General features: G+C 66.1%; 11 protein-coding genes. 5 read left to right on the forward strand and 6 right to left on the reverse strand.

Annotated features, from left to right (window positions below; translation table 11 throughout):
- Window positions 1-4: 4 nt before the first annotated feature.
- Window positions 5-331 carry a hypothetical protein gene (locus ACZ0AJ_RS17060; protein WP_183556231.1) on the forward strand — a complete coding sequence of 109 codons (327 nt, stop codon included), beginning with the start codon at window positions 5-7 and terminating at the stop codon, window positions 329-331.
- Window positions 332-443: 112 nt separating this feature from the next.
- Here the strand turns inward: ACZ0AJ_RS17060 and ACZ0AJ_RS17065 are convergent, their stop codons facing one another.
- The 3 genes from ACZ0AJ_RS17065 to ACZ0AJ_RS17075 all read right to left on the reverse strand — a co-directional run bounded on the left by ACZ0AJ_RS17065 (window position 444) and on the right by ACZ0AJ_RS17075 (window position 4,533).
- Window positions 444-1,757 (reverse strand): PQQ-dependent sugar dehydrogenase, encoded by a 1,314-nt coding sequence (locus tag ACZ0AJ_RS17065; protein ID WP_499455682.1) that lies wholly within the window; start codon window positions 1,755-1,757, stop codon window positions 444-446.
- 77 nt (window positions 1,758-1,834) lie between these two features.
- Window positions 1,835-3,109, reverse strand: coding sequence for an MFS transporter (locus tag ACZ0AJ_RS17070; protein ID WP_499455684.1), 1,275 nt, complete (start codon window positions 3,107-3,109; stop codon window positions 1,835-1,837).
- A gap of 29 nt (window positions 3,110-3,138) precedes the next feature.
- Window positions 3,139-4,533: a KamA family radical SAM protein gene (locus ACZ0AJ_RS17075; RefSeq protein ID WP_499455685.1), complete on the reverse strand. Its 1,395-nt coding sequence runs from the start codon at window positions 4,531-4,533 to the stop codon at window positions 3,139-3,141.
- Between the two features lie 287 nt (window positions 4,534-4,820).
- Between ACZ0AJ_RS17075 and ACZ0AJ_RS17080 the strand changes: the two genes are divergently transcribed.
- Both ACZ0AJ_RS17080 and ACZ0AJ_RS17085 read left to right on the forward strand, forming a co-directional pair.
- Window positions 4,821-5,276, forward strand: coding sequence for a cache domain-containing protein (locus ACZ0AJ_RS17080; RefSeq protein WP_499455708.1), 456 nt, complete (start codon window positions 4,821-4,823; stop codon window positions 5,274-5,276).
- Between the two features lie 80 nt (window positions 5,277-5,356).
- Window positions 5,357-7,072, forward strand: a complete 1,716-nt coding sequence (locus tag ACZ0AJ_RS17085; protein WP_499455687.1) for a methyl-accepting chemotaxis protein — start codon at window positions 5,357-5,359, stop codon at window positions 7,070-7,072.
- Here ACZ0AJ_RS17085 and ACZ0AJ_RS17090 read toward each other — a convergent pair.
- Window positions 7,069-7,653: a DNA-3-methyladenine glycosylase gene (locus tag ACZ0AJ_RS17090; RefSeq protein WP_499455688.1), complete on the reverse strand. Its 585-nt coding sequence runs from the start codon at window positions 7,651-7,653 to the stop codon at window positions 7,069-7,071. The two genes, ACZ0AJ_RS17085 and ACZ0AJ_RS17090, sit on opposite strands and share 4 nt — an antisense overlap.
- Window positions 7,654-7,814: 161 nt before the next feature.
- On the opposite strand from ACZ0AJ_RS17090, the gene ACZ0AJ_RS17095 reads away from it, so the two are divergent.
- Together ACZ0AJ_RS17095 and ACZ0AJ_RS17100 are read left to right on the forward strand one after the other, a co-directional pair.
- Complete coding sequence (locus ACZ0AJ_RS17095; RefSeq protein ID WP_183556224.1) at window positions 7,815-8,672, forward strand: HDOD domain-containing protein; 858 nt, start codon at window positions 7,815-7,817, stop codon at window positions 8,670-8,672.
- Window positions 8,673-8,737: 65 nt separating this feature from the next.
- Window positions 8,738-9,934 (forward strand): tetratricopeptide repeat protein, encoded by a 1,197-nt coding sequence (locus tag ACZ0AJ_RS17100; protein WP_499455690.1) that lies wholly within the window; start codon window positions 8,738-8,740, stop codon window positions 9,932-9,934.
- A 68-nt stretch (window positions 9,935-10,002) separates the two neighbouring features.
- On the opposite strand, the gene ACZ0AJ_RS17105 is transcribed toward ACZ0AJ_RS17100, so the two are convergent.
- A complete protein-coding gene (locus ACZ0AJ_RS17105) occupies window positions 10,003-10,512 on the reverse strand; it encodes a DNA-deoxyinosine glycosylase (RefSeq protein ID WP_499455692.1) in 510 nt (169 codons plus the stop codon).
- A gap of 88 nt (window positions 10,513-10,600) precedes the next feature.
- A complete protein-coding gene (locus tag ACZ0AJ_RS17110) occupies window positions 10,601-11,872 on the reverse strand; it encodes a glucan 1,4-alpha-maltotetraohydrolase domain-containing protein (RefSeq protein WP_499455693.1) in 1,272 nt (423 codons plus the stop codon).
- Between the last annotated feature and the right edge of the window lie 121 nt (window positions 11,873-11,993).

The following is an 11,993-nucleotide window of genomic DNA, read 5'->3' on the forward strand; positions in this document are numbered from 1 at the left end:
TGCGATGAGCGACCATTTCTTTTCGCGCGCCACGCGCGCTTCACTGCCCCTGCTGATCTGGGGCGCGCACTTCGCGTTCGCGTATATCGTCGCAGCGAGTCAGTGCACGCCGGGCGCACTGCGCGCTGCGGGTCCCAATCCGTGGCTGTTGGGCGGCGCGACGCTGCTGTCGATGGCGGCGTGCGTGTGGGTCGGTGCCCTGGCCGGCAAGCGCCTGCGCCAGGGGTCCGACGAGTTCGTGGATTATGTGGGTGCAGCCAGCGCGGTACTGGCCGTGGTGGCGGTGGCGTGGACCGGGATTCCGGTGCTGCTGGTCACAGGCTGCGCCTGAAACACGTCGTTCCCGCGGAGGCGGGAACCCAAGTTCTTCGCGGTGCCAGTAACGCAAGCACACTTGGGTTCCAGCCTTCGCTGGAACGACGTGGGAGCGTTGTGAGTAGTTGCTATCCGGCGTCCGGCACCACCCGCCAGATCACATTGCCGACATCGTCGGCCACCAGCACCGCGCCCTTCTTGTCCACGGCAACGCCCACCGGCCGGCCCTGCGCCTCGCCATCCTTATTGACGAAGTCACTGAGGATGTCGACCGGTTTCCCGTTCGGCATGCCATCCCGGAACGGAATGAACACGACGTTGTAGCCCGAGCGCGGTTTGCGGTTCCATGAACCGTGGTTGCCGATGATCGCGCCGTTGCGGTACTGCGCCGGCAGCAGTGTGCCTTCATAGAACGTCAGGCCGAGCGCGGCCACGTGCGCGCCGAGCGCGTAGTCGGGCACGATCGCCTTGTCCACCAGATCAGGCCGCTGCGGCTTGACGCGTGCATCGATGTTCTTGCCGTAGTAGCTGTACGGCCAGCCATAGAACCCGCCGTCCTTCACCGACGTCAGGTAATCGGGCACCAGGTCGCTGCCGATTTCATCGCGCTCGTTCACGACCGTCCACAGCGCGCCCGTCTGCGGATTCCACGCCATGCCGTTCGGATTGCGCAGGCCCGACGCGAACAAACGCGTGGCGCCACTGGCCAGGTCCACCTCAAGGATCGCAGCGCGGTTCTTTTCGATGTCCATGCCGTTTTCGGCGACGTTGCTGTTCGAGCCGACCGTGGCGTACAGCTTCTTGCCGTCCGGGCTGGCGATGATGTTCTTGGTCCAGTGGTGGTTCAGCCCGGCCGGCAGCGGCGCGACCGGCTGCGCGGCTTGCGTGATTTCGGTGGCGCCTTCCTTGTAGTTGAAGCGCACGATGGCATCGGCATTGGCCACGTACAGCATGTCGCCCACCAGCGCCATGCCGAACGGCGAATGCAGGTTCTTCAGGAAGACCGTTTTGAGTTCGGCCACACCGTCGCCATCAGCGTCGCGCAGCAGCGTGATGCGGTTCGCGCTCGGTACACCGGCGCCGGCGCGGGCCATCACCTTGCTCTGTATCCAGTTGCGGATCCCGCCTGCCTCCGGCTTGGCCGGGGCATTCGATTCGGCTACCAGCACGTCGCCGTTGGGCAGCACGTACAGCCAGCGCGGATGATCGAGCGCCGTGGCGAACGCATTCACGTCCAGGCCGGCGGCCGCCGTGGGCATCACGCCCGCGGGCCAGCCGGTGGCCTTAGCGATGTTGACCGTCGGGATCAGGGTCTTGTTGGGCGCCTTGAGCTCGGGCTGCGGCCCGATGTCGGCGCCTTGCGGCAGCGTCGACTTGTCGCCGCAGGCAGCCAGCAACAGGAGGGTGGCGCCGGCGCACAGGCGCGGCAGATGATGTCGCATGGTGTTCCCCCAAAATACAGAATGGGGAATCTTATATTGACAAAACATTACAGCACGTACGTTACGGGGCAGCAATCTCAGGTCACCGGCAACGGTGCATCCTTGCGGCGGCGCGCGTACTGCCACAAGCCAGGCACCTGGATCAGCACCAGCAGCGCGAACGCACAGCGGTAGGCGGCGTCAGGCGCGTGGCCCAGCAGGTCGGGCTGCCACAGCCCGATCACCACGCCAAAGCCCGCCTGCACCAGGAAGGCGCCGATGAAGATCAACAGGTTCAAGAAGGTAGCGGCGCGCCCGGTCAGGGCCCGCGGCATCGACTGGGCCACGATCGCGTAGTCGATGCCGGTGACCGTCCCGGCCAGCGTGAACATCACCGACAGCCACGGAAAGCTGGGCCGGTAGCCGATCACGAACGCCGCCTGGATCAGCACGAACATCGTGATGCCGGCGGCCGCCACGTCGAGCGGTGGCATGCCGCGCCGTCCAGCCCACTCAGTGATCATCCCCACCGCGATGGCGCCGAACACCACGGCCGCCATGCCCAGGTACAGCAGGTAGGCGACGGCGTCTTCCGGGTACAGCGCCACGTCGGCCAGCCAGCGCCCGATCCACAGGCCCTGCACGCCGAAGAACACCGCATGCGGCACCAGCACGAGGGCCACCACCGCACGAAAGCCGGGCGCGCGCCAGACCTCGCGCAGCGCCGGCAAGAGCGGTGATAACGGGCTGCGGCTGGGCGCGGCGTCGCCCGTCTTCGGGTACAGCAGCGCGATCAGCAAGCCGGTACAGGCGACCAGGCCGGCCAGCAGCAGGAACAGACCTCGCCAGTCGGTGTACTCGAGCATCGCGCGCACCGGCATCGTGGCACTGGCCGCGCCCATGCCGCCCACGGCGATCAGGTAGCCGTGCACCGATGGCAGCCGGCTCGGGGCGATCCAGATCGACACGGCCTTGACCGCCGCCATGAAGCAGCCGCCCAGGCCGCACCCCATGACGGCGCGCGCCGCGAGCAGGCTCCAGAAGCCGCCGCCACGCGCAAACAGCAGCGCGCCGCAGGACGCCACCAGCAGCATCGCCACCTGCACGCGGCGCGGCCCGTAACGGTCCAGCGCCATCCCCACCGGCAGCTGGACCAGCGCGAACGCAAAGAAGAACGCGCTGGTGAGCAACCCCAGTTGGCCCGGCGTGAGCGCGAGCGCGCTCGCCAGTTGCGACGCCAGCACCGCATTCACGTTGCGCAGCAGCGAGGACAGGTAATGCCCCAGCGCGAACGGCACGAACACGTACATGAACACCGCCAGGCCGGACAGGCGCGGAGGAGCGGGAGACACCACCGTGGCAGCGGGTTGCATGGCGCAGGATCCGACCAAGCGTCGACCGGTTATGCCGCGTCGGGCTGGGCGTGGCCGCGCTGGCCGGCCGGCACCAGCGGGATCACGCGGCCGCCGGCGCCGCGCAGGGCGCCGCCGCTTTCGGTCTCGAAGAAGAAGCGGTCGCGCCCGAACGCGGGTTTCAGGTGATCGAGCCAGGTCGCCGTCGCATCGTATTTGGCAAAGAACGGCCGCCGCACCCATTCCGGATTGCGGGCCTGCAAAAACTGCAGCGCGAACAGCTTTTCGCCATTGATCGTGACGACGCCGTCGATCACGACCTTGCCGGGGAACGCGCTCATCGACGGCCCGCGCACGGTGCGCGACAGGCCCGAGACCATCGAATAGGCTGCCTGGAAGATCTCGTGGGCGCGCGCCAGCGGCAGTGCGAAGTAGTCGCGCGGGCCGGTGTCGCGCTCGACGAACATATAGTAGGGAATCGCGCCCAGGCGCACGCCCGTCGTCCACAGCTCGGCCCAGCTTTTCGGGTCTTCGTTGATGTGGCGGATCAGCGGGCCCTGCATGCGCAGCGTGGCGCCGGTGCCGACGATGCGCTTGACCGCCTGCTGCGCGATGGGTGCGCGCAGTTCGACCGCGTGATTGTAGTGGCCCATGATGGCCAGGTTCTTGCCGCTGGCGACCACCTTCTCGAACAGGCGCATCAGATCGTCGCTGTCCTTGTCCGACACGAAGCGCTGCGGCCAGTACGCGACCGACTTGGTGCCGATGCGGATGTTCTGGATGTGGGCCAGCTCGGGGATCAGGAGCGGCTCGAGGAATTCGGCCAGCGAGCGCGTATTCATGATCATCGGATCGCCCCCGGTAATCAAAACGTCGGTGACCTCGGTGTGCACCTTCAGGTAGTCCACCAGTTCGCCGCACTCGCGCGCATCGAACTTCAGGTCGTCCATGCCGACGAACTGCGGCCAACGAAAGCAGAAGGTGCAGTAGGCGTGGCAGGTCTGGCCGGCGCTCGGGAAAAACAGCACCGTTTCCTTGTACTTGTGCTGCAGGCCCTTGAGCGGCGCATCGTTCACGCGCGGCACGTTGTGCGTCATCTGGCCGGCCGGGTGCGGATTCATGCGCATGCGGATCGCGTGCACCAGGCGCGCGATCGCGGCGTCATCTTTTTTGACCAGCACCAGGTCGCGCAGCTGCTCGTATTCGGCGCCCGGGAGCATGTCGCGGTGCGGGAACGTCAGGCGGTAGATCGGATCGTCCGGCACCCGCGACCAGTCGATCAGCGTATCCATCACATACGCGTTGGTGCGAAACGGCAGCACGTGCGAGACCACCTGCACGGCTTCCTGCAGCTCGGGCGTGAGCCATTCCCATTGGCGCGCGGTCACGATCGACTGGCGCGTGAAGGGCTTGAACTTGGTGGGCGTCGTTGCAGTCGTGTTCACGAAGATCTCCAGAAGAAGACGATGGGAAGGCGGCGGAGTGCCGGAAAGAACCCATCTTAGGGAGGCCAAATGGACAGCAATTGCCATCAATCAATGAGATGGTGTCTGACTGCGTGAATAGGACAATCACGGGCTGTTGTAGGAAAAAGTGCGGCATCGGCGCAACGGCGCCCGTGCGATTTCCACGCGCTTGTGCGTGCGCAATCCGGCTCGGGCACGCGCCGCTAGAGTAGTGAATGCACTTAAGCAATATTTCCGAGGCATTTACCGCGAAAGGAAGCACCACCATGAAACTGATCGCTACCGCCGCCGCCCTGTGCCTGGGGCTGGCCTCGACCGCCGCCCTGGCCAATGAACCGACCGAGAAGGACGCCATCGCCATGGCCGAGCGCGGCGCCGCCCTGATCAAGGCCAAGGGCAAAGATGAAATGATGAAGCGCATCAATGCCAAGGACCCGGAATTCGTCCAGGGCCCGCTGTACATCGACCTGCGCGACGTCAAGACCGGCATCGTGCTGGCCCACCCGTACAACCCGTCGATCGTCGGCAAGGACCTGACCGACGTGCCCGATGCGAACGGCAAGAAGTACCGGCGCGAGATCATCGAGCTGGCCGCGGCCAAGGGCAAGGGCTGGGTCGATTACCAGTACAAGAATCCCACCACCGGCAAGATCGAACCCAAGACCACCTACATCCTGCTGGTCGACGGCGTGGTGCTCGAAGCGGGCATCTACAAGAAATAAGCCTGCGCCGGCCTCGCGCATCCCCTGCTGTCGCTGCCGTCGCCCTGCCCGCGATGGCAGCTTTTTTTGTGGAGTGACCCATGCTGAACAAACTGCGGATCGGCCAGAAACTGCTGCTCGCCCCGGGCCTCGTGCTCGTGCTGCTGACCATGCTGTCAGGCGCCTCCTACTATGGCATGGTGCGCCAGAACGCCTCGCTCGAACACATGGTGCAGGTGCGCGCCGCGCGCCTGCAGGCGGTGGCCGATGTCGCCGGCGAGGCGCGCTTCGTCCACGCCAACGCCTACCAGTTGCTGGCCTGGACCAATGGCAGCTTCGCCGAGAACCGCTTGCGCGCACTGACGGCCGACATCGGCCGCCGGCACGCCGCCCTCGGCGACAAATTGGGCAAGTTCGCGCACGCCGCCGAACGCGAAGAACGCGCGCCGGTCGCGGCCTCGCAAGCGGCGCTGACACGCTATCGCAAGGCGATCGGCGAGACGATCGAGATGGCGGCCGTGGACCAGTCGATCGCCACCAATGCGATGCAGAAGGCCGAGCAGCAGTTCGGCGCGCTCGACACCGCGCTGACGCAGCTGGCACAGATCGAAAAGACCATGAACCAGGAGGCCTACGCCGCCGCCAGGGCTGAATTTCGCACGCTGGGCTGGACCATGGCCGGCCTGGTGCTGCTGTCGATCACGCTGTCACTGGCGGTGACGATGCTGGTGCGGCGCGCGATGCTGGCCGGGATCCACTCGATTGCGCACACGGTCGGCGAACTGGCAGAAGGCCGGCTCGACGCGCCACCGGTAGACGCGCAGGGCCGCGACGAAATCGCCGACACGGGCCGCGCGCTGGATCACACGATCGCACGCCTGAATGCGGCGCTGCGCAGCGTGATGACGGCGGTGCGCTCGATCGATACGGCGTCGCGCGAAATCGCCACCGGCAATATGGACCTGTCGAGCCGCACCGAGATGCAGGCCAGCTCGCTCGAACAGACGGCCAGCACGATGGAGACCTTGACCACGGCGGTGAAGGACAACGCCACCAATGCGCGCCAGGCATCCGAGCTGGCGGCCGAAGCGGCGCAGCTGGCCGCGCGCGGCGGCCAGGCGGTACAAGGGGCGGTGACGACGATGGAATCGATCCAGGCCAGCTCGCGCAAGATCGTCGAGATCATCGGCGTCATCGACGGCATCTCGTTCCAGACCAATATCCTGGCCCTGAACGCAGCGGTGGAAGCAGCGCGCGCTGGCGAGCAGGGACGCGGCTTTGCCGTGGTGGCGTCCGAAGTGCGCACGCTGGCGCAACGCTCGGCGGCAGCGGCCAAGGAAATCAAGGGCCTGATCGCGGACTCGGTCAGCATCATCGAACGGGGCAACGCGTCGGTGAGCGAAGCCGGCGCCAGCATGGGCGACATCGTCTCGTCGGTGCGCCAGGTGAACGACATCATCGGGCGCATCAGCATCGCCAGCACCGAGCAAGCCGACGGCATCGCCGACGTCAATCGCGCGGTCGGGCAGATGGACAGCATGACGCAGCAGAATGCGGCGCTGGTCGAACAGGCCGCAGCAGCGGCCGAAAGCCTGAACGAGCAGACCGTCAATCTGGCCAAGGCCGTGGCGATCTTCCGCATCGCACCGGGTGACGACGACGTCGAAGAGGTGGAAGGAATGGAAAAAGCGCACGACGACGCGCCGGCGGTGGGCTTCCAGGGCGTGGCCGATCGCCGCAGCCGCGCCAGTACGATGCGCGCGAAGCCGGTGCCGGCCTTGCCACCGGCGACAACGCGCCGCCGCGGATCAGCTTAATTGCGCGCCTGGCTACGGATTGGCCGGCTCAGAAAACGCGAGCCGGCCAGGCCGAAGCGCCACGGCACGTCGACCGCCTTCGAGATGCCGATGCGGACGCCTTCCATGACGACCAGTCCCTCCTCTGCCGGCAGCAAGGTAAACGACGCGCCCTCCAGCGCCATCCCGTCGTGCGCACGCGTCACGCCCAGCGCCTGGCACAACTTGCCCGGCCCCGAACACAGCGCGCGCTCATCGAACGCATCGCGCCGGGCGCGCATGACGTCCAGCCCCGCCACCGGCTCCAGCGCGCGGATCAATACCCCGGCCCCGTGCCCCGCCTCGCGGCACACGAAGTTCAGGCACCAGTGGATGCCGTACGAGCGGTAGACGTAGGCATGCGCTGGCGGACCGAACATCGACGCGTTGCGCTCCGTCTCGCCGGCAAACGCGTGCGATGCCGCATCTTCGCGGTCATAGGCCTCGGTCTCGACGATGCGCCCGCCCACCCCGTCGAGCAGTACCGTTACCCCGATCAGCTGGCGCGCCACGGTGGCGGCGTCGGCTGAAAAATCAATTCCTGCAATTGTCGAAATAGCCATGGCGGGATTCTAGCGCGCACGCCAGTGCCCTGGCGCTATGGTGGAATTGCCACATTAACCAGTTGATTTGCACATTGCCTTGCTGCAATATTTTGGCGTGTGGAGTATAGTGACACGTTCCCCCGCAACGTCCGAGATGCCCTCTCGTGCCCCGCCATTTCATGAATACCGTCGTCGAATCCGCCCCCCAAACCGACCAGGTCGATGCCCTGATCAAGTCGATCCGCATTCCACCGCGGCCGAGCCTGCTTGCCGATCTGCAGCGCGAACTGGGGGCCGACGATCCATCGCCCGACGCCATCGGCCGGATCGTGGCCAGCGACGTCGGCATGTCCGGCGCCCTGCTCAAGCTGGCCAATTCGGCCGTTTACGGCGGGCGCCGCAAGGCCAAGTCGATCGAGCAGGCCATTCTGTTCCTGGGGATTAACCAAGTGGCGGCCCTGATGACCGGACTGCTGGCGCGCCAGGCGATTCCTGTCAACAGCGCCGCGCTGGCCAGCTTCTGGGACATCTCGACCCGCCGCGCGCACGCGATGGTGTTCCTGACGCGCCGCCTGCGCATGGGCGAGGCCGACGTGGCGCACACGTTCGGCCTGTTCTGCGACACCGGCGTGCCGCTCCTGATGGACCGCTTCAAGGATTACGACGTGACCTACGGCGCGGCGTCGATGGAAGCGCATCGCCCGTTCACCGACCTCGAGAACGAACGCCACGCGACCAGCCACGCCGCAATGGGCTGCCTGCTGGCCCGCAACTGGGGCCTGTCCGACCACGTGGCCTGGGCCATCCTGCACCATCACGATTTCGCCGTGATCGACGATGCCGCCACCGCGGGACCCGTGCGCTCGCTGGTCGCCCTGTCGCTGCTGGCCGAGAACGCGATCTGCCGCTACCAGGGCCACGCCGAGTCGAACGAATGGAACAAGGGCGGCGTGGCGGCCTGCGCGTATCTGGGCCTGTCGGACGAAGAAACCGCCGAGATCATGGACGAACTGCTGGAAGCGTTTCACGAAGACTGAGTTTTGACTTCGCCCGCAAGGGAGCGGATACTGCCATGTCAGTACGCTCGTTTGCAGGAGGCGCCATGCGCTGGGTCTTGTTCAATTGGCTGTCGCTCGGTTGGCTGTTTTTGTCGATGCTGCTGGCCGGCTGCGCCAGTCTCGCTCCTCCCCCTGCCCCGCCAGCGGCCTTGTTTGCCGATGCACGCTTTGCGCCACCCTCCGAGCCCATCGGCGCGCACGACCTGTTTGCGCTCAGCCCCGCGATGCGCACTTACCTGAACAGCAGCGCCTTCACGTCGCGCCTGCGCACCAAAGGCCTGCAGCACGGCCTGGTCGATGCGCTCTACAGCAAGTCCGACCTCAAGCTCGAATACGAATCGACCGTCACCCGCACCGCCAGCCAGACCTACGCTGCGCGCACGGGCAACTGCCTGTCGCTGGTGATCATGACGGCGGCCTTCGCGAAAGAGCTGGGCATGCCGGTCCGGTTCCAGAGCGTGGACGTCGACAACACCTGGAGCCGCACTGCCGGCCTGTACCTGTCCAGCTCCCACATCAATGTCAGCCTGGGCGAACGTCCGGCCGACGCGCCGCGCGGCTACCACCCGCAGCGCGTGCTGGTGGTCGATTTCATCCCGCGCGACGAGGCCGCGCGCCTGCGCACGCGCGAGCTCGAAGAAGACGACATCGTCGCCCTGTTCCTGAACAACCGCGCCGCCGAAGCGCTGGTGCAGGGCCGGCGTGACGACGCCTACTGGTGGGCGCGCGCGGCGGTCCTGGCGCGCCCCGGCGTGGCGAGCACGCTCAACACACTGGGCGTGATCTACCAGCGGCATGGCGAACCGGCGCTGGCCGAGCGCGCGTTCCAGGCGGCGCTGGTGCGCGAGCCCGAGAACCTGGCGGTGCTGCACAACCTGCAGCCGGTGCTGGTGGCGCTCGGCCGACCGCTGGAAGCGGCGGCGCTGGCCGCGCGCATCGCGGCGGTCGATCCGACGCCGCCGTACCACTACTTCGACCTGGGCACGGCCGCGCTCAAGGCTGGCCGGTATGACGATGCGGTAACCCACTTTGCGCGCGAGGTGCGGCGCGCGCCGTACAACGACGAGTTCCGGTTCTGGCTGGGCGTCGCCCATCTGCAGCTGGGGCATGTGCGCGATGCACGCGAACAGATCGCGCTGGCGGTCGATCACAGCACGCGGCAGGATATGCGCGAGGTGTACGTGGCAAAGCTGGCATATCTGCGGAAAATGGCGGCGGGGACCGGGACGCTTATTCGGTAGGCGGCGCTGATGATCCACCGCTTGCATCCGCAGCGCGGTGGCGTTACCTTGGTGATATCTGCAAAACGTCAATCCCCCAGCAAGCGCTGCCAGGCCAGCAGCTTTTGCGCAAACGGCATCGCCGCATACGCCGGCGAGGTCGATGGCAGCAGGACCGTGCGATACCCGGCGTCGGCAAATTGCGGTGCAAATTTGCCTGCCGTCCTGCCATTGAAGCCGACGGTTTCAAGCTGCGGGCAACGCTCGCGCAGCCGCGCGAAATCGTTCGCGGCCGGTGCACGGATGGCGGAATCGAGACTGCCTTCTCGCTCGCAGGCACCCAGCACATCCCACAAGCCGATGCCGTGCGCCAAAAGGCGCGGCAGGCGCTCGTCGTAGGGCAAGCCGGCCAGGTCTTCGCTCGTCAGTTGCGACAGGATCGGCCACAGCAGATTGCGCGGGTGCGCATAATACTGTCCGGCCGCCAGCGACGCGGCGCCCGGAAAACTGCCCAGCACGAGAATGCGGGTAGTAGCGTCGATCACGGGCGCGAGGCCAGTGAGCGGGGGAACAGGAACACAAGCAGATACGATGGACATGGCGCCATTGTAGCGGCGCGCAGCCGGCATCAGGCTGACGACCGGCCGCCGTGGCTGGCAGCCGGTACGTCACACACACAGCGGATCCTTACTTCATCCACACCGCGTAATTGCTGCCCGACGTCTGCAGCACCCAGCCCGTGCCGGTCGGGCTCCAGGCGTTCGGTCCGATCTTCATCGCGAGCTGGCGCGTGTTGCCCGTGACGACTGCGGCGTACAGTCCCTGCGCCGCCTGCTGGATCGCCACCGGCGACGTCGACGTTACCCCTGCTGCCCGGCGCGCTGCCATCAGCGCGGCAATCGGCGTCTTCAGGCCCCAGTTGTAGATGTGCGGGTAGTACACGGTCGGAATGCCGGGGTGGCTCAGCACATAGGCGTAACCCTGCATCACCGCGCCGCACGGCACGGCCCAGTGGTTCTGGCCGTTGCCGCAGCTTTCGGACGGACCGGTGTCGTGGTTGTCGACGAACGTCACCGCCATCGCCGGCCACCAGCCAATAGCGCCCTGCGGCTTGCCGGCGGCATCCTTCAGGCGCCAGTAATTGCCGTTGGCCAGCGCATCGTTGAGCAGGCCCTTGGTGGTGAAGTCGAACGCGCCGCAGCTGTTGCTGGTGCCGTTAATCCAGTTCATGATTTCCTGGCGGTGCGCATCGACGTTGTTCAGGTTCAGGTCGTTCCACAGCTCGCCGACGCAGAATTCGGCGTTGAAGGCATTGGCATACTGCCCGACGTAGCTGGGGCTGAAGCCGCGCACGTAGTCCACCCGCATGCCAGTAAAGCCCACCGGTTTGAGCGTGTAGTTCAGCCACGTGGTGATGCCGTTCTGGACTTCGCCGACGTTGCGGTGGTCCAGGTCGCGCCCGCCGTTGAAGCCGAGCGCCGTGTCGGCGCTGCCCAGGCCGCAGTTGCACTCGTCGTTGTTGACGATCGAATACGTGGTCCAGTTGGGATTGGTGAAGTCCGACCAGCCGGTGGTGCCGACGCGGTGGTTGACGACGACGTCGGCCACCGCCTTGATGCCGCTGTTCGTGAACGCGCGCACGACGTTGGTCAGCTCGGCCGAGCTGCCGTAGGCGGAATTCAGGTTGTTCAGCTGGCGCGGCAGATAGCCCTGCGACGCCGCCGAATCGGACGGCGGTGGGAACCAGACGTGGCTAAAGCCCATGGTTTTCAGCTCGCCCACATTGCCCTGCAAGGTGTTGTACCAGTTCGGACTCCTGGCACTCGACGAGTTCCAGTGGAAGCCCTGCAGCAGCACGGCAGAACTGTTACCCGCCTGGGCAGGCGGGGTGGCGGCCAGGGCCGGGTTACTCAATGCCACAACGCTGGTGGCAAGCATGGCGATGATGCTTTTCTTCATTTTGTCTCCTCCGGTGTAATTGATGTGTTTCAGTCCTTCAGGACATCGACGGACATACTGTTGGTCACGTAGATAAACTACGTAGCCGGTTGCCATGGTCTCTGAGCGGACACTTTCGGCC

Source organism: Telluria sp. AC161 (genome assembly GCF_979258535.1).